We start from the raw sequence: 20,654 nt of genomic DNA on the forward strand, positions 1-20,654 counted from the left end.
CTCATTCTCCAATCTTGAGTTCGGCAACGAAATCATAGGCGTCGGCGCGGTAATGCGAACGGGTATACTCAACGATGCGGTCATCGTTGAGATGCGAGACGCGTTCGATCAGAAGGGCGGGCGCATGACGGCTGACGCCAAGCAAACGCGCGGTTGCCAGATCAAGCGTAACAGCGGTCAAACGTTGCAAGGCGCGCACCGGCTTGTAACCCCGCCCCGCCAGCGCGTCATAAAGCGAAGTTTCAGCAACCGTATCCGTTTCCAGATAATGTCGCGGCACAACGGCCCGTTCAAACGCCATCGGCACGTCATCGGCGAGGCGCAGACGCTCAAGCCGCACGATCGGCGTATCCACACCAATACCCAACCGGAAAGCTTCATCGGGCGATGGCGTATCCAGCCTGTTGGTCAGGATACGCGCACCCGGCTCCTTGCCGCGCGAGCGCATATCCTGCGAAAACGATGTCAGCCGCCACAGAGACTGGCTCATACGCGCCCGTCGCCCGGCGACAAACGTGCCGCTGCCACGCCGTGCTTCCACCACACCCTGCGCCAAAAGTTCCTTATAGGCGTTGCGCACGGTGATCCGTCCCAGCCCGAGATCTTCCGCCAGATCCCGCTCCGGCGGCAAACCGACCGCAGGCGCAAGCTCTCCCGCTTCAATCATCTCGGCAAGAATACGCGCCAGATTGCGGTAAAGCGGTCCTGTGCGCTGCGGATCGCTGAGACCGCGCTTCTCAAGTGATGCAACCAAAGCGGTTCTATTCATAGTTCACATAATAGAACCTATATAGAACCTATAGCAAGCGAAGATTTTATGACGGCGTTTTGCTCGTTCCCACGGTGTCGAGCAAGTACCGCCCGACGGCGGCAAGTTCGTAATGCGAACGCTGGGTGCGCAGATCGCGCCGGGTGATAGCGATAAAGCCACCTTCAACACTTAAGAGCGAAATCTCGCGCAAGGCAATTGCATGGGCAATGCCGAAAACCCGCGCAAATGTCCGGCTGTCGGCGGCAATATCCAGTACCAGAGCGGCCAGAATGCCCGCCCCCAAAGGTGATAAATTTTCGGACGCCGATACAATTCGCTCCACCAGCACCATGTAATCGGCAACGACAGGCTCATCCATCAGGCAGCTTCGGAGCGACGCGGGCGAAAGGACACAATCACCGATTTGGACGTCGGGGTATAGCTTTCGTCGCCAGCACTGCCCAAAGGTACCAGAACATTCATTTCAGGATAATAACCGGCGATGCAGCCGCGTGGAATATCATAGGGCACAAAGCGGAAATCGCGCGCGACACGCTCCACCCCATCGTTGAATTCACCCACAATATCGGCACGATCACCAGCCTCTACACCGATATCGACCATATCAGCGGGGTTCATGAACACCACCTGCCGCTCGCCATAGACACCGCGATAGCGGTCGTCCATGCCGTAAATGGTGGTATTGTACTGATCGTGGCTGCGGAAGGTTTGAAGCACATAGCATCCAGGCTTACCCCGCGCCTCCTGATGTTCAACCGCTTGCGGCAACGCACCGGCCCAGAATGTCGCCTTGCCTGTTTGCGTATTCCAATCGCGTTCACGTGCTGCATTACGCAGATGAAAGCCGCGCGGCACACGTACGCGTTTGTTAAAACCATAAAAGTCCGGCAGCACACGCGCAATGTGATCACGGATAAGATCGTAATCATCGGCCAATTGCAGCCAGTCAACCGGCTGCGGTCCCAAAGTGGCCTGCGCCATGCCTGCAATGATTGCCACTTCCGAACGAAGATGCGCTGATGCAGGCGGATTGATTCCGCCCGATCCATGCACCATGCTCATGGAATCCTCAACCGTGACGATCTGCGCGACACCTTTGGAATTCAGATCGATTTCGGTACGTCCGAGGCACGGTAGAATGAAGGAATCCTGCCCCGGCAACAGATGCGAATGATTGAGCTTGGTCGCCACATGCACCGTCAGACGCTGCGCGGTGAGCGCTTTAGCAATCATCGGACTGTCGGGCGTTGCGCGGGCGAAATTGCCACCAAGCCCGATAAAGGCTTTAGCACTACCGTCAAGCATCGCGCCGATGGCCGCCAGCACATTATGCCCCGGCTTGCGCGGCACGTTGAAGCCGAACTCCTTTTCGAGCGCATCAAGGAACGCTACGGGCGCATTTTCGTTGATGCCGACCGTGCGGTCGCCTTGCACATTGGAATGGCCGCGCACCGGACAAAGCCCCGCACCCGGTCTGCCAATATTACCACGCAGCAGCATGAAACTGGTCATTTCACGGATGGTGATGACCGAATGGCGATGCTGTGTGATCCCCATCGCCCAGGTGCAGATCACGCGCTCCGCCTGCATGTAAATCTGCGCAGCACGTTCAAGTTCACTTTTTGTGAGCCCAGACTGATCCTCGATTTCGGCCCATGGCGTGGCATCAACTGCTGCGCGATAGGCTTCAAGTTCTGCCGTATGAGCGCCGAGAAACTCCCGGTCCAGAATGGAGGCTCTGCCTTCAACAAGCGCTGCATCATCAGCAGCAAAAACAGCCTTGGCCATGCCGCGAAAAGCCGCCAGATCACCACCGAGCCGTGGCTGGAAATAGTCGCTGGCAATCATCTCGCTGCCACCACGCAGCATTTCAAGCTTGTCCTGCGGGTCGGAAAAACGCTCCAGTCCGCGCTCGCGCACCGGATTGAACACCACAATGTTTGCGCCACGTTCGGCAGCGCGGCGCAGATCGGCCAGCATGCGCGGATGGTTGGTGCCTGGATTTTGGCCGACCACGAAAATCGCATCGGCTTTCTCGAAATCCTCCAGAAGCACTGTACCTTTGCCGACCCCGATCGACTGGTTCAACGCAACGCCGCTTGCCTCGTGGCACATGTTCGAGCAGTCGGGAAAATTATTGGTGCCATAGGCACGCACAAAAAGCTGATAGAGAAATGCGGCCTCGTTCGAGGCGCGCCCCGATGTGTAGAATTCAACGCGATCAGGCGTGTCAAAACTCTGCAATATACTGCCAATCGTGGCGAATGCCTCGTCCCAGTCAACGGCTTCATATGTGTCACTCGCCGCATTATAACGCAGCGGGTGCGTGAGCCGCCCGGTATTTTCCAGCGCGTGATCAGTCCAGCCGCGCAGTTCCGAAACCGTGTGTTGCGTAAAGAAAGCAGGCGTGGTGCGCCGGTCCGTCGCCTCCCATGCGACTGCCTTGACACCATTTTCGCAAAATTCAAAGGATGAGCCATGTTCCGGGTCGCCCCATGCACAGCCGGGGCAATCAAAACCATCCGGCTGGTTGGCTTTGAGCAACGTCTTCGCACCCGACAACGGCGCGCCGCTAGCCAGCAACTGCTTGCCACAGCTTTTGAGCGCACCCCAACCACCAGCCGCTCGCGACTTTTTGCCGATGAAGCCGGCTTTGGATTCCTCATGCATATCAATATCCCTTTCCATATCTCCTTGGCCCTAACGGGATACGGAACAATCTCTCTATCATAAGAGAAATAGAATTGCCCTTCCATTTACCACAGTGCACGTGACAACGTTTTATGCTTGATTTCAGGTGCGCAATCCGTCATGCGATTGGTAAACAAAATTTACCACAAGGGGTGGGAGCCATGTCCGATATTGTTGAAATTGCCGACCTGAAACGGCTTGCACGCCGCCGCGTCCCGAAAATGTTTTTCGATTACGCGGATTCAGGCGCATGGACGGAATCGACCTACCGCAACAATGAAAGCGATTTTGCCAAGATCAAGCTGCGCCAGCGCATTCTGGTCGACATGACCAATCGATCACTTGCCTCCACCATGATCGGTGAAAACGTCTCTATGCCGGTGGCGCTTGCACCCACCGGCTTGACCGGTATGCAGCACGCGGACGGTGAAATGCTGGCCGCACAGGCAGCGGAAGCTTTCGGCGTTCCTTTCACGCTTTCCACCATGAGTATCTGCTCCATCGAGGACGTTGCTTCGGCCACCAAAAAGCCGTTCTGGTTCCAGCTTTATGTGATGAAGGATCGCGATTTCATCAAAAACCTGATCGGTCGCGCCAAGTCCGCTGGTTGCTCGGCGCTGGTGCTGACGCTTGATCTGCAAATACTCGGCCAGCGCCACAAGGATATCCGCAACGGGCTTTCCGCACCGCCAAAATTCACACCCAAACATATCTGGCAGATGGCGACGCGGCCAGCCTGGTGCTTTGGCATGCTGGGTACTCAGCGCCGCACTTTTCGCAACATTGCCGGTCACGCCAAGAATGTCACCGACCTTTCCTCGCTTTCGTCATGGACAGCGGAACAGTTCGACCCGCAGCTCAACTGGAACGATGTAGCGTGGATCAAGGAGCAATGGGGCGGCAAGCTGATCCTCAAGGGTATTCTTGATGTCGAGGACGCGAAAATGGCCGCGAAAACCGGAGCTGATGCGATTATCGTTTCCAACCACGGCGGTCGCCAGCTCGATGGTGCACCATCGTCGATTTCCATGCTCAAGCCGATTGTTGATGCGGTTGGCGACCAGATTGAAGTGCATGTCGATGGCGGCATCCGCTCCGGTCAGGACGTTTTGAAGGCGCGCGCACTCGGCGCTAAGGGCGTTTATATCGGGCGCCCTTTCCTCTATGGCTTAGGCGCTATGGGTAAGGAAGGCGTGACGCTGGCGCTCGAAATCATAGCCAAGGAGCTTGATATCACCATGGCATTATGCGGCAAGCGCGACATCGAAGAGGTAGACGGCTCCATATTACATTCGGCCGATTTCTAGAAAAGCCGACGTCGGCACGCTTAAGCATCAAAGTTACGGCAGCGTCGCGCTTGTGGTACGTCGCAGCGCGAGATGCCGCTCCCGGAACATTGAAAAAAGACCCGCCGCCACAACGATTGTGGCGCCCACCACGACGTTCCATGTCAGATTTTCGTGAAAAATGAAGGTAGCGATAAACGCGCCAATAACGAGCTGGAGATAGGTCAGGGGTTGCACTTCCCCCGCCTCAAGAACGTCATAGGCACGGATCAGGCAATAATGGCTGCCAATACCGCAAATGCAAAGCGCGGCCATCCAGAACCAGTCAGGCTGCGCGATGGGAACCATGTAAAATATGCCGACAGCCGTCAGAACGACTACACCACTCACGCCGGTATAAAAAAAGCTGGTTATAGGGTCATCATATTTGCTGACGGCGCGTGTTGCAACGGCATAGGTGGCAAACATACCGGTCGCTACAAGCGAAAACAGAATATTGGCATCAAAATGCGCATTGGCCGGATTGATAATCAAAATCACACCGCACAAACCGACGATGATAGCAGCCCAGCGACGCCATCCCACTTTTTCACCAAGAAAAACCACCGATAAAACTGTAACCAGAAGCGGAGCGCACTGAAAAACCGACTGCGCCATGGCCAAGCCGGAGCGGCTCAAACCATAAATGAAGACCACGATTTCCACAGCCAGCACAACGCCACGGAAAACCTGCAGAAACGGCCGTTTGGTTCTGGCAGTTTTGGCAATGCCTCCCGAACGCATGGCAAGCAGAATCACGAAAAGCCCAAAAGTCCAATAGCGTATCATCGTGATGAATATTGGCGAATAATGGCTGCCGAGATACTTCGAAATGCCATCTTGCGACGCAAAGATAATCACTGCGAGAATCGTAAAAAGATAGCCTTGGGTTTTCGGGTTCATTTCTCGCTCGCAGCCTTCATCCAATGATGGGCTATCTGTCTGGAGGAATATAGCGAGTAATCCCATCCAGAGAAGATTACTAGGTCTTTAGCGGAAAAGAGCACAATCTCCACTCTGGAACGAGGAAAATGCGCTTTAACGCGAAGACGGCGCTTTCGACAAAAGCACCGTACGGATGGCAAAGCTTGAATGAATGCGAGCGACACCCGGCAGGCGCGACAGGATTTCTTTGTGAATAATCTCATAGGCGGCGGCATTCTCTGCCTCCACACGCAGAATATAATCTGCATCGCCCGTCATGAGATAGCACTCACGCACTTCCGGGTGGCGGCGCACCGCTTCCTCGAAGCGGTTGAGATACTCCTCCGTCTGCCGGTCAAGCGTGATGCGCACAATGGCAACCAGCCGTTCATCACCGTCGGATGAGCCGACAATCGCCGTATAACCACGGATAACCCCTCCTGCTTCCAATATCTGCACCCGGCGTAGGCACGCTGATTGCGAAAGACCTACTTCTGCTGCAAGCTGGCTGTTGGTCATGCGTCCGTCACGGCGCAGGCAACGGATGATGTTGCGATCTATATTGTCGAGTGTTGCCATATAATCTTCGAACCAAAAGCTAAAACATGCGCAGGATATGCGATAATTCACATAAAATTCGAAAAATAGCAAAGATATTCGAATAGTCTTCGACTAACATAGCTGAATTGAAGCGCCGGCGTGACAAATAGGGCTGATATGTCGATGCATTTTTCTGAAGACCAACGCAATCTGGCAGCTGGTGGTGTCCTGACCATCGATCTTGCCGCTCTGCGCCATAATTATAAGACGATCGCCAATCGCATTGCGCCAACCCGAACCGCCGCTGTCGTCAAGGCCGATGCCTATGGACTTGGAGCGCACCGTGTTGCGCCAGCATTTTATCAGGCCGGATGCCGCGATTTCTTCGTCGCACATTTGGGTGAAGCCATAACGCTCAAACCATTCCTTGAGAGCGACGCAACAGTTTATGTCCTCAACGGCCTGCAGCCGGGAACCGAAGCCGCAGCGGCTCGCGAAGCCATTGTTCCCGTGCTCAATTCGCTGGAACAAGTCGAAAACTGGGCCAGCCTTGCCAAAACCATGGGTAAAAAGCTGCCCGCTTTGTTGCAGATCGATACCGGCATGTCACGGCTGGGCTTGTCGGCCAAGGAACTCGACCGGCTCACCGGCGATCTCTCGCTGCTCGACCCTATCGATCTGCGCTTCATCATCAGCCATCTTGCGAGCGGCGATGAGCCGGAAAACCCGGCCAATGCCCGGCAACTTTCGGCGATGAAGGTGGCACTTGCCAGATTTCTGAAAGTGCCCGTCGCCTTCGCCAATTCCGGCGGTGCCTTCCTCGACAAATCCTATCATTTTGACCTCGCCCGTCCCGGCGTAGCACTTTATGGCGTTGGCCCCGCCCCGATAAAGCCAGTCTTCACCCTGTCCGCGCGGGTTATTCAGGTGCGCGACGTCGATAAGGGCGCGGCCATAGGCTATGGCGGCACTTATCTGGCACAAGGCCCGATGCGTATCGCAACAATCGCGGTCGGCTATGCCGATGGCTGGTTCCGCAGCCTTGGCAACAAGGGGGCGGCCTATTTTGGTGACACACGCCTTGCGATCGTCGGGCGCGTTTCGATGGATTCCATCACGCTTGATGTCAGCGCACTGCCTGAAGGCACATTGAAACTTGGCAGTCTCATTGAGTTGATCGGTCCGCATCAACGGCTCGAAGATGTGGCGCGCGACTGCGACACCATTCCTTACGAAATCCTGACAGCGCTCGGCAATCGGTATGCCCGTATCTATGTCGATCAGGCGCAACCCGAATAAAGCACTAATAAAGAGGCGAACATGAAGATCATCGTATTGGGCAGCGGAGTTGTGGGCGTCACAACGGCCTATTATCTGGCAAAACTCGGCCATGAGGTCACTGTCGTCGACCGCGAGGAAGGCCCGGCACTGGAAACCAGTTTCGCCAACGCCGGACAGGTCTCGCCCGGTTATGCTTCGCCTTGGGCCGCACCCGGCGTTCCGTTCAAGGCGGCGAAATGGTTGTTGCAGAAACATGCGCCGCTGGTTTTGCGCCTGACGACAGATCCAAAACAATATGGCTGGCTTTTGCAGATGCTCGCCAATTGCACCGACAGCCGTTACAAGCTCAACAAGAGCCGTATGGTGCGCGTGGCCGAATATAGCCGTGATTGTCTGGTAGCACTTCGTGAAGAGACCGGCATCGAATACGACCAGCGTACGCAAGGCACCTTGCAGCTTTTCCGCGAACAATACCAGCTCGATGGCATCGGCAAGGATATCGAAGTTTTGAAGCAGGACGGCGTACCATTCGAGGTGCTGGACCGCGATAATTGTGTGAGGGTCGAGCCTGCTCTTGCGCATGCCAAAGACAAGTTTGTCGGTGGCCTACGCCTGCCGCATGATGAAACCGGCGACTGCTTCAAATTCACCAATGCACTGGCGAAAATCGCGGAGGGGCTTGGCGTCAAATTCCGGTTTGGCGTCACCATCAAGTCTCTGATGTTATCTGGCGGTACCGTCTCCGGCGTCGAAACCTCCGAAGCAATTCTGACCGCTGACCGCTATGTCGTGGCCCTTGGCAGCTATACGCCTGCCCTCGTCAAGTCGCTCGGCCTCAATGCTCCGATCTATCCGGTGAAAGGTTATTCCATTACCGCGCCCATCATTGACGAAACGCGCGCGCCGGTCTCGACCGTTCTGGATGAAAGCTACAAGATCGCCATCACCAGACTGGGCGACCGCATCCGTGTCGGCGGCATGGCGGAAGTTTCAGGCTTTACCAAGGACCTGCCAGCCGCACGTCGCGCCACACTTGATCTTTCGGTCAGCGACCTGTTTCCCGGCGGTGATCTGAAGGCAGCAACCTTCTGGTCGGGGCTGCGCCCGATGACGCCCGATTCCACGCCGATCATTGGCGCAACCCGCTATGACAACGTGTTCATCAATGCCGGTCACGGCACACTCGGCTGGACCATGGGCTGCGGCTCGGGCAAGCTTCTGGCTGATCTCATTTCCGGCAACAAGCCAGATATCCGCGCCGACGACCTCAGCATTGAACGCTATGATTAAAAACTCGGCGGCGTGCAGGCGCTGACGACTTCGCAAGGCGTCGGCCCCACACAGCGAAAACGATGTGGCAGTTTGGACGAAAAATAATAGGCGTCTCCCGGCCCCAGAATGCGCCGGTCGCTACCGACCGTCACTTCGATGCGCCCGGAAATGACGATGCCGCCCTCCTCGCCCTCATGGGTGAGAAGCACCTTGCCCGTATCCGCTCCCGGCTCATAGCGTTCCTTCAATATCTGCAAGGAGCGTGCAAACAGATGATCGCCAACCTGCCGATAGGAAATCGGCCCTTTGCCGATCTCGATAAGTTCCTCAGCCTGATAGAAAACCTTGTGCGGCGCATCCGGTTCGAGCGCAAAAAACTCTGCCATGCCAATGGGAATACCGTCGAGAATACGCTTGAGCGCACCCACCGACGGATTGGTCTGGTTGGCTTCGATTAGCGATATGGTAGAATTGGTAACGCCTGCCCTTTTGGCAAGCTCGCGCTGTGAGAGATTGTGGCGCATGCGCACATATCGCAGCCTTCCACCAATATCGATACTCATCGCCATTCCCCTATGTTTATACTGTTCGATATAGCATAATATTTAATTCTCATCCCTATATTTTCAACTACTTAATTCGAGCAAGAAAAGGACTTGTTGTGCTCTGCAAAGCATGGCCTGCTGCAGCAAAAGAGGAGATTTTTTAATGCTCACCAAGACCAATGCGCCCGGCCTCGATAATTTCTGGATGCCGTTCACCGCCAACCGCCAGTTCAAGGCGGCTCCACGCCTGCTCGCCAGCGCGTCAGGCATGTATTACACTGATGTCGATGGCAATCAGGTGCTGGACGGCACAGCGGGCCTCTGGTGCTGCAATGCCGGTCATGGTCGCAAAAAAATCACCGAGGCCGTCGAACGCCAGATTTCGACACTCGATTTCGCACCCACCTTCCAGATGGGGCATAAGGTTGCTTTTGATTTTGCGGAAAAGCTCGCAGCCGTTGCACCGGGTAGTGCGGATAACAAACTGGACCGCGTATTCTTTACCAATTCCGGCTCGGAATCAGTTGATACGGCGCTCAAAATTGCCATTGCTTATCAGCGCGCCATCGGTCAGGGCACCCGCACAATGGTTCTGGGTCGTGAGAAAGGCTATCACGGCGTTGGTTTTGGCGGCATTTCCGTGGGCGGCCTCATCAATAACCGACGCGTCTTCCCGCAAATTCCTGCCGATCACCTGCGCCACACCCTCGACATGGAACGCAACGCCTTTTCCAAGGGCTTGCCCGCGCACGGCATCGAGCTGGCCGACGATCTCGAACGCCTTGTGCAACTGCATGGCGCCGAAAAGATTGCCGCTGTCATTGTTGAGCCCATGTCCGGGTCTGCTGGCGTTGTGCTGCCGCCCAAGGGCTATCTCGAAAAGCTCCGCGCCACCGCCGACAAGCACGGCATCCTGCTGATTTTTGATGAAGTCATCACCGGATTTGGCCGTCTTGGCACACCGTTTGCAACGGATTATTTCGGTGTCGTTCCCGATCTTGTCACGACGGCCAAAGGTCTTACCAACGGCGCCATTCCGATGGGTGCGGTCTTTGCCAGCCGCAAGGTGCATGACGGCCTGATGACAGGACCTGAAAACGCTATCGAACTGTTCCATGGCTATACCTATTCCGGCCATCCGGTTGCTTCCGCCGCTGGGCTTGCAACGCTCGAAATCTACGCCGAGGAAGGGCTTTTGACGCGCGGAGCCGAACTTGCCGATCATTGGCAGGAAGCATTACACTCGCTCAAAGACGCGCCGAATGTCATCGATATTCGCAATCTTGGTCTTGTCGGAGCTATTGAACTGTCATCGCGTGACGGTGCTCCCGGTGCCCGCGCCTATGATATTTTCGTCGATTGTTTCCAGAAGGGTCTGCTGATCCGTGTCACCGGTGACGTGATTGCACTTTCGCCACCGCTGATCATTGAAAAGGAACAGATCGACACGATCATCTCGATGATCGGCGACGCTCTCAAACGCGCAGCCTGATTGCCCCCTATGGGCTGCCACTTGCCGCCGCATTTTTTGCGGCGGCTTTTTTGTGGGCTTTGAGAAGATTTCTGGAAACGACGGCAATGAAAGAATAAGAAGTGCTCTAATTATTTGATTTGGCGCGCATCTTGTCCGAAAACCGTTTCACACTTTTCGGGATGCGCTCTACCATCGCAGCCTTTCTCATTTCAGGATTGTTCCCACCATGGCCGTTTCAGCAGAAGACCTCGAAAATCGCATCGTCTATGTTAATGGCGAGTATGTCGCCGCGCGCGATGCGCGCATTTCCATCTTCGACCGGGGTTTTCTTTTCGGTGATGGCATCTATGAAGTAACCGCTGTGCTCGATGGCAAGCTCATCGACAGCGAACCGCACATGGCGCGTCTGCGTCGCTCAACCGGCGAAATCGGCATCGCCATGCCGATGAGCACGGAAGAAATTGTTGGCATCGAACGCGAGCTGATCCACCGCAACAATCTCGTTGAAGGCGTCATCTATCTCCAGATCACACGCGGCGACGGACGTGACCGTGACTTTATCCCGACAAAAGGAGTCAAACCCTCAATCATCCTGTTCACACAGGTCACATCCCTTTTACAAAAACCGGGTGTCGATGACGGGATCCGCATTCTCTCGCTGCCCGATCTGCGCTGGAAACGTCGCGACATCAAGACCGTCTGCCTGCTGCCGCAGGCGCTTGCCAAGGAAATCGCCAAAAATGCGGGCTACGACGATGCCTGGCTGATCGAGGACGGTTTCGTAACCGAGGGTGCGTCTTCAACTGCCTATATCGTAACGCAGGATGACGTGGTCGTCACCCGCCCCAACAGCAATGCCATTCTTCCCGGCTGCACGCGCCAGTCACTGTTGCAACTGATTGCGCAGACAGACCTGAAACTGGAAGAACGCGCCTTCACCATTGATGAAGCCTATGGTGCAAAGGAGGCCTTCATAACGAGCGCGGGCAACTTCGCGACACCCGTCACCGTTATTGACGACAAGACCATCGGTACCGGCCAGCCCGGGCCGGTCGCACCGCGTCTGCGTGACATCTATCTTGAGCACGCCCGCCGCACGGCAATCTGATCAATCAAAAGACAAGGCCGCGCCGGAATTTCTTCCAGCGCGGCCCCGGGCCCCGCCCTTGCCCCCTCAGGCGAAGCCTGTTCAGTACAACTTTTTGTTTTTATGTACTTCTTTATCCCAAAACCGGTCCCCACTTTTGGGAGACATGCCTTAACGTTTCTGGTTATAGACGTCGATACAGACGGCCCCCAAAAGAACGATCCCTTTGATGACCTGCTGATAATCGATGCCAATCCCGAGCATCGACATACCGTTGTTCATCACACCCATGATAAGCGCGCCAATGACAGCGCCCGTCACACGCCCGACACCGCCATAAGCGGAAGCGCCACCGATGAAGCAGGCCGCGATCACATCCAGCTCAAAACCAAGGCCAGCCTTAGGCGTCGCGGTGTTGAGGCGCGCGGCAAAGACCAGACCGGCCAACGCTGCCAGCACACCCATATTGACGAAAGCCAGAAAGGTCAGTTGCTCGGTCTTCACGCCCGACAGTTTCGCCGCGTGACGATTGCCGCCCACAGCATAGATCTGGCGCCCGATGACGGTGCGGTTGGTGAGAAAAGCATAAGCTGCGATCAGCACCGCCATGATGATGAGAACATTTGGCATGCCACGATGCGAAGAAATCAGCAGTGCCAGATAAGCGATACCGGCAAAAAACAGAATGTTTTTAATTACGAACAGGGGAAACGGCTCGGTTTCCATATCATGGGCGATATGACGAGCCCGCGAGCGCGTGCTCTGCCAGACAAGAAAACCGGCCAGAGCGACACCAAGAATGAGCGAGGAGATATATATGCCACTGGAGTTGCCGATCAGTTCGGGAATGAAGCCTGAAGAAAGCTTCTGGAAAACCGGGGGAAACGGTCCCACCGACTGCCCCCCCAACACGGCGAGCATCAACCCCTTGAACACCAGCATTCCCGCCAGCGTGACGATGAAGGACGGAATCTTCCAATAGGCGACGAAGAATCCTTGCGTCCCACCAATCACCCCTCCCACGATCAGGCAGAGCAGGGCTGCAACCGGAAAGGGTATGCCGAGTTTCACGATCATTACTGCCGCCAGCGCCCCGATAAAACCGCAGACAGAGCCGACCGAAAGATCGATATGGCCCGTCACGATGATCAGCAGCATGCCCAGCGCCATGATGACGATATAGCTGTTCTGCAAAACGATATTGGTGATATTGAGCGGCCGTAACAACACTCCGCCCGTCACGATCTGGAAAAAGACCACGATGGCGATCAACGAAAGCAGCATCCCGGATTCACGCAGATTGTTCTTCAGGTAACGCCGCATGCCGGTTGACGATTGTTCGTTCTTTATGGCGCTGTCGCTCATTGTTGTTTTCCCTTATTGCGCATGATGGCACGCATGATGTTCTCCTGTGTCGCTTCTTCACCCGACACTTCGCCCACGAAAGCGCCTTCATGCATGACGACGATGCGGTCGCAGATGCCTATCAGTTCTGGCATTTCCGAGGAAATGACCACCACGCCCTTGCCGCTTTCCGCCAGTGAATTGATGATTGTATAGATGTCGTATTTCGCCCCCACGTCGATGCCGCGGGTAGGCTCGTCGAGGATCAGCACGTCCGGCTCGGTAAAAAGCCATTTCGACAGCACGACCTTTTGCTGGTTGCCGCCCGAAAGCGTACCCGCTTCCTGATAAACGTTATGGCAGCGGATGCTCATCTGCTCGCGATAGGAATTGGCGACCTTCATTTCACGGATATTGTCGATAATGCCTTTGGGGCTGATGCCGGGAAGATGCGCCAGCGAAATATTGCGCGAGATATTATCACCAAGAACCAGGCCCAGCTTCTTACGGTCCTCCGTGACATAGGCAAGCCCCGAAGCGATGGCGCGCGCAACCGTGGAAATATCCGCCGCCTTGTCATTAATTTTCGCAGTACCGGTAATTTTGGTGCCCCAAGAATGCCCAAAAAGGCTCATGGCGAACTCGGTCCTCCCCGCTCCCATAAGACCTGCAATGCCGACGATCTCACCAGCCCTGGCCTTAAACGACACATTCTTGACTGCATGGCGTTCGGGATGCAGTGGATGATAGACTGACCAGTCCTCGACCTCAAAAATCACATCACCGATCTTTGGGTCGCGTTTCGGGAAACGGCTTTCCAGATCGCGGTCGACCATCTTGCGGATGATATCGTCTTCTTCGACTTCGCCCTCATGGCAATCAAGCGTCGCAACTGTACGCCCATCGCGCAGCACGGTTATCTTGTCGGCCACTTCGCGAATTTCATTGAGCTTGTGCGAAATAAGGATCGAAGTGATCCCCTGCGCACGGAATTCCTTAAGCAGTGCCAGAAGAGCTGCGCTATCGGTTTCATTAAGGCTTGCGGTCGGCTCGTCCAGGATCAGAAGCCGGACACGCTTGGACAGCGCCTTGGCGATCTCGACGAGCTGTTGTTTGCCGATACCGATATCGGTTACCAGCGTATCGGGGAATTCGTTCAGTCCGACCTTTGCAAGCAGTGCCTTCGTGCGTTGATAGACTTCGCCACGGTCTATAACGCCATAGGTGCCGGGCGGATTAACCAGAAAGATGTTCTCGGCAATCGACATCAGAGGCACAAGTGCCAGTTCCTGATGGATGATGACGATGCCCTGCGCCTCAGAATCGTTGATGTCGCGAAACTGCCGCTCTTCCCCGTCGAAGAAGATCGATCCCTCATAGCTTCCATGGGGGTAAACACCCGACAGCACCTTCATAAGCGTCGATTTACCGGCACCGTTCTCACCGACAAAGGCGTGAATCTCTCCCGGCATCACCGTGAAATTCACATCGCTCAGCGCTTTCACGACACCAAAGGATTTGCTGATCCCACGCATTTCGAGAATGGGCCTCCGGCTGTTCTCCGGCAGGCCGTCTCGATCCGCAATCGGAACAGGATTGGCTAAACTCATCACTCGCTCCCGTGACAATTCCGCGATGCCAACACTTCAAAAGACAACGCTGTCAATTTCCATACCTTCCCCGGTCGAAGACCGGGTTCGGGGCCAGTTTCTGGCCCAAATTAAAGGCAATGGCATGCAGAAAATCATCCGGGCACAGGACGCATCATACGCCCGACCCACGCCCGGATTGGCTGAAATTACTGGATTTCGCTTTCCTTGTAGTAACCACTATCGACCAGAACTTCCTTCCAGTTCGACTTGTCGACGATGACCGGCTTCAACAGATAAGACGGCACCACCTTGACGCCATTGTCATAGGTCTTGGTGTCGTTGACTTTCGGTTCCTTGCCGGTCATCAGCGCGTCGACCATGTCGACGGTGACTTTGGCAAGTTCACGGGTATCCTTGAAGATGGTTGCGGTCTGTTCGCCAGCCAGGATCGACTTGACGGACGGCACTTCCGCATCCTGACCGGAAACGGCCGGCATTGGCATGTCGCCGCTGCCATAGCCAACGCCCTTCAGCGAAGAGAGAATGCCGATGGAGATGCCGTCATAAGGCGACAGAACGCCATCGAGCCTCTTGTCGGAATAATAGGCGGAGAGGATCGAATCCATGCGCGCCTGCGCGGTTGCACCATCCCAACGAAGCGTTGCGACCTTGTCCATGCCGGTCTGGCCGCTGGCGACGACCACCTTGCCGCTGTCTATATAGGGCTGGAGCACCGACATCGCGCCATTATAGAAGAAATAGGCGTTGTTATCGTCGGGCGAGCCGCCGAACAGTTCGATGTTGAACGGGCCTTCCTTGTTTTTCAGATCAAGCGCCGTTTCAATCGACTGCGCCTGCAACACGCCGACCTGAAAATTGTCGAAAGTCGCATAATAGGAAACATTCGGCGTATCGCGGATCAGGCGGTCATAGGCAATGACCTTGATGCCTTCCTCATTGGCTTTTGCCAGAACGTCAGAAAGCGTGGTGCCGTCGATAGAGGCCACGACCAGAACCTTGGCACCCTTGGTGACCATGTTTTCGATCTGCGCCAACTGATTGGGCACATCGTCCTCGGCATATTGCAGATCGGTCTTGTAACCGCGCTCCTGCAACACCTTGACCATGTTGTCGCCATCGGCAATCCAACGTGCCGAGGATTTTGTCGGCATCGCCACGCCGACCAGACCTTTTTCCTGCGCCTGTGCAAGGCCGGTAAAGGCGAAGGCCGCCATGGCGACAGCCAGCGTTAATGATTTTATGCCTGCCATTGTATCACTCCCAAATTGCGCGGGTTGTTCGCCCATCGCTCTCCAATATTTCCGCCCCCGCCGTCATGGCCCTGCGGAATTCCTCCAAGCGGACCTTAGAGCGCTATGCGTCGTTTTCGGCGCATAGCGCTCTAAGTATTTTATCTACGCATCGTGCTTTCCAAAAAGCGTAACCGATTTTTAGGCCGATGCTCTAGCCCGCAATCCTGTCCCACGCGTCAACGGAGCGTTTCGCCCGCTCACGCACTTCGGCTGCACTAAATCCTGCCTTGTAAAGGCTGGAACCCAACCCAAAGCAGCTCACGCCCGCATCGCGATAGGTTTTAAAACCAGCTTCCGACACACCGCCCACAGCACCCAGCGGCACATCCTTGGGAAGCACAGCACTCATTGCCTTGATACCATCAGCCCCGAGCACGCTTGCCGGAAAGAACTTGAGCGCCGATGCACCCGCACGGATGGCCGTAAAGGCTTCCGTCGGCGTCAACACGCCAGGCATCGTCACCATACCGTGCGTGGCCGCGCGGCTTATGACATCCGGTTCGACATTGGGGCTGACCAGAAGTCTGCCGCCGACATCATTAAGCCGCTCCACATCCTTGACGTTCAAAACCGTACCGGCACCAATCAGCACATTATCGGGCGAAAGCTTGACCGCCTGCTCAATCGACACAAACGGATCAGGCGAATTAAGCGGTATTTCGATAGCCTCGAAACCCGTCTCGATCAACGCGCCAACAATTGCTCGTACTTCTTGCGGACGGATACCGCGCAGGATCGCCACCAGCGGATAGCGCAGTTTTGGCCATGCGATTTGATCGCTCATGATGCACCTCGCGCGAAGGCATATTTCGCGGCCATGAACAATCCGTCCCGCACCAGTTCGTCGGCTTGAATGCGTGTCACCTTGAGACCTGCAATCTCAAGGGCGCTCGCATAGAGCGCACCCATGACATCATCGGACAGGAGCAGCATTTCTTGCGGCGCGCCAAAGAGTTTTCGCCCGCCTGCCACTTCCAGCCCGATCAACAGACCAGAGAGACGCGCGAGCTGATCGTCCGGTGTAAAATCATGCACCAGCCAGCCAGCCCGCACGCCAAACAGCGCATTGGCAATCAGCTCCGGCGCCTCAAGAGAAGTTTTGACGCCAGCGCTAAAAGCAGCACTTTTCGGGTCGACCGCACTTGCGCCTTCCAGCGCACCGGAAAGAACCGACTTGTCTTTCAAGAGCGCAAACAATTCGCCGGTCATGAAGGAGCGGTAATCGTGGAGCTTTCCATCGGCAAGCCACACCCATTTGGCGTGCGTTCCGGGCATCACGACAACTGCATCGCGCGTGCCGCGATGTACCAGCCCCAGAAGCTTGGTTTCCTCGCCGCGCATCACGTCGGGCGCATTTTTATCCGTCCGCGCCACGCCGGGTAACATGATAACATGACGACGTGCAGGCACAGGCCTCGCCGCACCGACAATGCCTTCCAATCCCGCTGGCAGGTTCATATAGGGCGCTTCGATCCAGCCGGTGCGCGATCCTGCCATGCCGCAAATCACCACCGGCAAATTGTCCTTTGCACCAACGACTGCCAGATGCCGCTCCAGAACCGTCTCGAAACCGGCTTCCCTTGCATGGATGAGCCCGTCATCGCCGCGACTTTCGCCCAGCACATGACCGTCCGCATCCAGCAACCAGAGGCGGAACCGGGTCGTACCCCAGTCCGCGACGGCCGCAAATGGCACGTGAGATGCCATCAGTGGTTATCCCGCGGCAGGCCGCGCGTATGCGCAATATCTTGATATTTGACCGCATTTTCCAGCACCGCACCCGATTCCATCTGGCCCACGACTGCACGCTGTATTTCCTGCCAAGGCGTCTGGCTCTCGGGATATTTGAACCCGCCTGAAGCCTCCAGTGCCTTGCGGCGCTCGCTGAGTTCTTCATCCGAAATCAGGATATCCGCCGTACCCCGCCCGATATCGATGCGCACGCGGTCCCCGGTTTTGAGGATCGCCAGCCCACCGCCAGCAGCCGCCTCAGGTGAGGCATTGAGGATCGAGGGCGAACCAGACGTGCCTGATTGGCGACCATCACCGATGCAGGGCAGCGAGTTGATGCCCTTTTTCAAAAGATAATCGGGCGCGCGCATATTGACCACTTCCGCCGCCCCTGGATAACCGATAGGACCCGCGCCACGCATGAACAAAACCGTATGTTCGTCGATTTCCAGCGACGGATCGTCGATGCGGTGATGATAATCTTCCGGCCCGTCGAAAACGACAGCCTTACCCTCAAAGGCATTTGGGTCTTTTTCGTCAGAGAGATACCGGTTGCGAAATTCCTCCGAAATGACGCTCAGTTTCATGATCGCAGACGAGAAAAGATTGCCGCGAAGCACGCGGAAACCCGCATGTTTCTTCATCGGCTCATCATATGTCTTGATGACATTGCTGTCCTCGATGGTAGCACCCTTGCAGTTTTCGCCAATCGACTTGCCGTTGACGGTAATGGCATCCTCGTGGATAAGCCCCTGCCCCATCAGCTGGTTGACAACCGCTGGCACGCCACCTGCGTGATAATAGTCTTCGCCAAGATATTCGCCTGCTGGCTGGAGATTGACCAGAAGCGGGATTTCCTCACCATATTTCTGCCAGTCATCCACAGTCAGTTCAACGCCCACGTGACGCGCAAGCGCATTCAGATGGATCGGCGCATTGGTCGAACCGCCAATTGCCGAATTGACCCGGATCGCGTTGATAAAGGCTTCCTTCGTCAGGATATCGGAGGGTTTTAAATCCTCATAGACCATTTCGACAATCCGCTTGCCGGTGAGATAGGAAGTCTCCTGACGGTCGCGATAGGGTGCTGGAATGGCCGCAGAACCCGGCAATTGCATACCAAGTGCTTCGGCCAGGGAATTCATCGTTGATGCTGTACCCATCGTGTTGCAATAACCGGTCGATGGTGCGGACGATGCGACCAGTTTTATAAAGCCCGCGTAATCGATCTCACCCTTGGCAAGCAGCTCGCGCGCCTTCCAGACGATAGTGCCGGATCCCGTGCGCTCGCCCCTAAACCAGCCATTGAGCATCGGCCCGACCGAGAGCGCTATGGCGGGAATATTGACGGTTGCCGCCGCCATAAGACATGCGGGCGTGGTCTTGTCGCAACCGATCGTCAACACCACACCGTCAAGCGGATAGCCGTAAAGCACTTCGACAAGACCAAGATAGGCAAGGTTGCGGTCAAGTCCGGCGGTCGGGCGCTTGCCGGTTTCCTGAATGGGGTGCACCGGAAACTCGATCACGATGCCGCCTGCTTCGCGCACACCTTCACGCACACGGTTGGCAAGTTCAAGATGGTGGCGGTTGCAAGGCGAAAGATCGGAGCCAGTCTGCGCGATGCCGATGATCGGACGCCCCGATTGAAGCTCTTCCTGACTAAGACCATAATTCATATAGCGCTCAAGATAGAGGGCCGTCATATCGACATTGTCGGGATTGTCGAACCAGGCGCGCGAACGAAATTTTTGCGTCTTCGGAGCTACGGGCTTATTCATTTCACTGTCCTGTTTGGGTAGCAAGCCATTCACCGGCTCCATTTCCTAATCTTCAAACGCTTCGACTACATGGCGCTGTCCCAGCAGAAAAGCATCCGCCACATGGGTCAGTGGCGCCAGATCAACATCGCTTCGCCCTTCGGCTACAAGTTTGACGAAGTGCTGGTATAGACGACGATATTCACGGTCCGGCTCCGCCATTGTCTCGGTTCCCGCAATGCTCAACCGGCTACCGCCATGGCTGAGCAGAACCGTTCCCTTATCGGTCTCGACACGAATATCCCATGTCTGAGGGCCAGTCTGACGCCAGTCGAGCTCAAACGACACCGGCACCCCGTCTTCCGTCTCAAATGCCAGGTCGGCAGCGATAGGGGCAGCGCGGTTTGCAGGGAAATAAAGGTCTGATTTGGTGAGAAAAAACCGCTCCGGCAAGATATGCGTGACGATAGAAAGCGCATTGATTCCCGGATCGAACACCCCAAGACCGCCCGGCTCCCAGATCCATTGCTGGCCCGGATGCCAATGACGCACATCCTCTTTCCACGAAACCGCAACGGACTTTAGTCTTGCCTGTTTCAAAAATTCCCGCGCCGGTTCCACCGCTGCGGCTTCCCGCGAATGCCACGTTGTATACAGTGTTACGCCCTGTTTTTTGGCCAGCCGCTCAAGCGCCTGCACTTCCGAAATGGTGGAACCGGGCGGTTTTTCCAGCATGACATGTTTACGCGCTTGCAAAGCCGCATAGGCCTGCTGAAACCGCCCCTGTGGTGGGGTGCACAACGACACAGCATCGATGACCACATCGCTTGCAAGCAATTGATCGATATCGTGAAAAGACGGGAGACCGTCCAGTCCGGCATTGCGGCTGGCAATGGCTTTCAATTCAATTCCGTCTACGGCTTCAATCGACGGCAGATGCTGGTCACGCGCGATCTTGCCAAGACCAACAATGGCAAGAGCGATGTTGGATTGCGCCGTCATC

General features: G+C 55.8%; 18 protein-coding genes. 5 read left to right on the plus strand and 13 right to left on the minus strand.

The window, feature by feature from the left end; translation table 11 throughout:
- Position 1 precedes the first annotated feature (1 nt).
- Genes AAIB41_RS06815 through AAIB41_RS06825 form a run of 3 tightly spaced genes read right to left on the minus strand, consistent with a single transcriptional unit; the run spans position 2 to position 3,442 of the window.
- On the minus strand, positions 2–769 hold the full coding sequence (locus tag AAIB41_RS06815; protein WP_343312548.1) for a GntR family transcriptional regulator: 768 nt from the start codon (positions 767–769) through the stop codon (positions 2–4).
- 46 nt (positions 770–815) lie between these two features.
- A complete protein-coding gene (locus tag AAIB41_RS06820; RefSeq protein ID WP_343314690.1) occupies positions 816–1,133 on the minus strand; it encodes a hypothetical protein in 318 nt (105 codons plus the stop codon).
- Positions 1,130–3,442: an FdhF/YdeP family oxidoreductase gene (locus tag AAIB41_RS06825; RefSeq protein WP_343312550.1), complete on the minus strand. Its 2,313-nt coding sequence runs from the start codon at positions 3,440–3,442 to the stop codon at positions 1,130–1,132. The genes AAIB41_RS06820 and AAIB41_RS06825 overlap by 4 nt, the downstream gene beginning before the upstream one ends.
- Before the next feature lie 182 nt (positions 3,443–3,624).
- On the opposite strand from AAIB41_RS06825, the gene AAIB41_RS06830 reads away from it, so the two are divergent.
- Complete coding sequence (locus tag AAIB41_RS06830) at positions 3,625–4,770, plus strand: alpha-hydroxy acid oxidase (protein WP_343312551.1); 1,146 nt, start codon at positions 3,625–3,627, stop codon at positions 4,768–4,770.
- A 33-nt stretch (positions 4,771–4,803) separates the two neighbouring features.
- Here AAIB41_RS06830 and AAIB41_RS06835 read toward each other — a convergent pair whose 3' ends face one another.
- Both AAIB41_RS06835 and AAIB41_RS06840 read right to left on the minus strand, forming a co-directional pair.
- On the minus strand, positions 4,804–5,691 hold the full coding sequence (locus AAIB41_RS06835) for a DMT family transporter (protein ID WP_343312553.1): 888 nt from the start codon (positions 5,689–5,691) through the stop codon (positions 4,804–4,806).
- Between the two features lie 135 nt (positions 5,692–5,826).
- On the minus strand, positions 5,827–6,291 hold the full coding sequence (locus tag AAIB41_RS06840; protein WP_343312555.1) for an Lrp/AsnC family transcriptional regulator: 465 nt from the start codon (positions 6,289–6,291) through the stop codon (positions 5,827–5,829).
- 138 nt (positions 6,292–6,429) lie between these two features.
- Here AAIB41_RS06840 and alr point away from each other — a divergent pair, with 138 nt between their 5' ends.
- Together alr and AAIB41_RS06850 are read left to right on the plus strand one after the other, a co-directional pair.
- Positions 6,430–7,551 (plus strand): alanine racemase, encoded by a 1,122-nt coding sequence (gene alr, locus AAIB41_RS06845; RefSeq protein ID WP_343314691.1) that lies wholly within the window; start codon positions 6,430–6,432, stop codon positions 7,549–7,551.
- Positions 7,552–7,572: 21 nt separating this feature from the next.
- The gene (locus AAIB41_RS06850; RefSeq protein ID WP_343312556.1) at positions 7,573–8,823 is read left to right on the plus strand and encodes a D-amino acid dehydrogenase; all 1,251 of its coding nucleotides are present in this window, start codon (positions 7,573–7,575) and stop codon (positions 8,821–8,823) included.
- Here the strand turns inward: AAIB41_RS06850 and AAIB41_RS06855 are convergent.
- Positions 8,820–9,368, minus strand: coding sequence for a cupin domain-containing protein (locus AAIB41_RS06855; RefSeq protein ID WP_343312557.1), 549 nt, complete (start codon positions 9,366–9,368; stop codon positions 8,820–8,822). The genes AAIB41_RS06850 and AAIB41_RS06855 overlap by 4 nt on opposite strands.
- A 145-nt stretch (positions 9,369–9,513) precedes the next feature.
- Between AAIB41_RS06855 and AAIB41_RS06860 the strand changes: the two genes are divergently transcribed.
- Together AAIB41_RS06860 and AAIB41_RS06865 are read left to right on the plus strand one after the other, a co-directional pair.
- A complete protein-coding gene (locus tag AAIB41_RS06860) occupies positions 9,514–10,842 on the plus strand; it encodes an aspartate aminotransferase family protein (RefSeq protein ID WP_343312559.1) in 1,329 nt (442 codons plus the stop codon).
- A 208-nt stretch (positions 10,843–11,050) separates the two neighbouring features.
- The gene (locus AAIB41_RS06865; protein WP_343312561.1) at positions 11,051–11,932 is read left to right on the plus strand and encodes a D-amino-acid transaminase; all 882 of its coding nucleotides are present in this window, start codon (positions 11,051–11,053) and stop codon (positions 11,930–11,932) included.
- Positions 11,933–12,082: 150 nt separating this feature from the next.
- On the opposite strand, the gene mmsB is transcribed toward AAIB41_RS06865, so the two are convergent.
- The 7 genes from mmsB to AAIB41_RS06900 all read right to left on the minus strand — a co-directional run bounded on the left by mmsB (position 12,083) and on the right by AAIB41_RS06900 (position 20,653).
- Positions 12,083–13,276: a multiple monosaccharide ABC transporter permease gene (gene mmsB, locus AAIB41_RS06870; protein WP_343312563.1), complete on the minus strand. Its 1,194-nt coding sequence runs from the start codon at positions 13,274–13,276 to the stop codon at positions 12,083–12,085.
- Positions 13,273–14,865, minus strand: a complete 1,593-nt coding sequence (mmsA, locus tag AAIB41_RS06875; protein WP_343312565.1) for a multiple monosaccharide ABC transporter ATP-binding protein — start codon at positions 14,863–14,865, stop codon at positions 13,273–13,275. The genes mmsB and mmsA overlap by 4 nt, the downstream gene beginning before the upstream one ends.
- 188 nt (positions 14,866–15,053) lie before the next feature.
- Complete coding sequence (gene chvE / locus AAIB41_RS06880) at positions 15,054–16,118, minus strand: multiple monosaccharide ABC transporter substrate-binding protein (RefSeq protein WP_343312567.1); 1,065 nt, start codon at positions 16,116–16,118, stop codon at positions 15,054–15,056.
- Between the two features lie 193 nt (positions 16,119–16,311).
- Positions 16,312–16,944: a 2-dehydro-3-deoxy-6-phosphogalactonate aldolase gene (locus tag AAIB41_RS06885; RefSeq protein ID WP_343312569.1), complete on the minus strand. Its 633-nt coding sequence runs from the start codon at positions 16,942–16,944 to the stop codon at positions 16,312–16,314.
- Positions 16,941–17,867, minus strand: a complete 927-nt coding sequence (locus tag AAIB41_RS06890) for a 2-dehydro-3-deoxygalactonokinase (protein ID WP_343312570.1) — start codon at positions 17,865–17,867, stop codon at positions 16,941–16,943. The genes AAIB41_RS06885 and AAIB41_RS06890 overlap by 4 nt, the downstream gene beginning before the upstream one ends.
- Positions 17,867–19,672, minus strand: a complete 1,806-nt coding sequence (locus AAIB41_RS06895; protein WP_343312571.1) for an IlvD/Edd family dehydratase — start codon at positions 19,670–19,672, stop codon at positions 17,867–17,869. Before AAIB41_RS06895 ends, AAIB41_RS06890 begins: the two co-directional genes overlap by 1 nt.
- A 45-nt stretch (positions 19,673–19,717) precedes the next feature.
- A complete protein-coding gene (locus AAIB41_RS06900) occupies positions 19,718–20,653 on the minus strand; it encodes a Gfo/Idh/MocA family oxidoreductase (RefSeq protein ID WP_343312572.1) in 936 nt (311 codons plus the stop codon).
- Position 20,654 lies beyond the last annotated feature (1 nt).

This window comes from Brucella sp. BE17 (genome assembly GCF_039545455.1).
Taxonomy (GTDB): domain Bacteria; phylum Pseudomonadota; class Alphaproteobacteria; order Rhizobiales; family Rhizobiaceae; genus Brucella.

Coding starts and splice junctions, on each gene's coding strand:
- AAIB41_RS06815 (WP_343312548.1), bottom strand. CDS start 769: ATGAATAGAACCGCTTTGGTTGCATCACTTGAGAAGCGCGGTCTCAGC.
- AAIB41_RS06825 (WP_343312550.1), bottom strand. CDS start 3,442: ATGCATGAGGAATCCAAAGCCGGCTTCATCGGCAAAAAGTCGCGAGCG.
- AAIB41_RS06830 (WP_343312551.1), top strand. CDS start 3,625: ATGTCCGATATTGTTGAAATTGCCGACCTGAAACGGCTTGCACGCCGC.
- AAIB41_RS06835 (WP_343312553.1), bottom strand. CDS start 5,691: ATGAACCCGAAAACCCAAGGCTATCTTTTTACGATTCTCGCAGTGATT.
- AAIB41_RS06840 (WP_343312555.1), bottom strand. CDS start 6,291: ATGGCAACACTCGACAATATAGATCGCAACATCATCCGTTGCCTGCGC.
- alr (WP_343314691.1), top strand. CDS start 6,430: ATGTCGATGCATTTTTCTGAAGACCAACGCAATCTGGCAGCTGGTGGT.
- AAIB41_RS06850 (WP_343312556.1), top strand. CDS start 7,573: ATGAAGATCATCGTATTGGGCAGCGGAGTTGTGGGCGTCACAACGGCC.
- AAIB41_RS06855 (WP_343312557.1), bottom strand. CDS start 9,368: ATGAGTATCGATATTGGTGGAAGGCTGCGATATGTGCGCATGCGCCAC.
- AAIB41_RS06860 (WP_343312559.1), top strand. CDS start 9,514: ATGCTCACCAAGACCAATGCGCCCGGCCTCGATAATTTCTGGATGCCG.
- AAIB41_RS06865 (WP_343312561.1), top strand. CDS start 11,051: ATGGCCGTTTCAGCAGAAGACCTCGAAAATCGCATCGTCTATGTTAAT.
- mmsB (WP_343312563.1), bottom strand. CDS start 13,276: ATGAGCGACAGCGCCATAAAGAACGAACAATCGTCAACCGGCATGCGG.
- mmsA (WP_343312565.1), bottom strand. CDS start 14,865: ATGAGTTTAGCCAATCCTGTTCCGATTGCGGATCGAGACGGCCTGCCG.
- chvE (WP_343312567.1), bottom strand. CDS start 16,118: ATGGCAGGCATAAAATCATTAACGCTGGCTGTCGCCATGGCGGCCTTC.
- AAIB41_RS06885 (WP_343312569.1), bottom strand. CDS start 16,944: ATGAGCGATCAAATCGCATGGCCAAAACTGCGCTATCCGCTGGTGGCG.
- AAIB41_RS06890 (WP_343312570.1), bottom strand. CDS start 17,867: ATGGCATCTCACGTGCCATTTGCGGCCGTCGCGGACTGGGGTACGACC.
- AAIB41_RS06895 (WP_343312571.1), bottom strand. CDS start 19,672: ATGAATAAGCCCGTAGCTCCGAAGACGCAAAAATTTCGTTCGCGCGCC.
- AAIB41_RS06900 (WP_343312572.1), bottom strand. CDS start 20,653: ATGACGGCGCAATCCAACATCGCTCTTGCCATTGTTGGTCTTGGCAAG.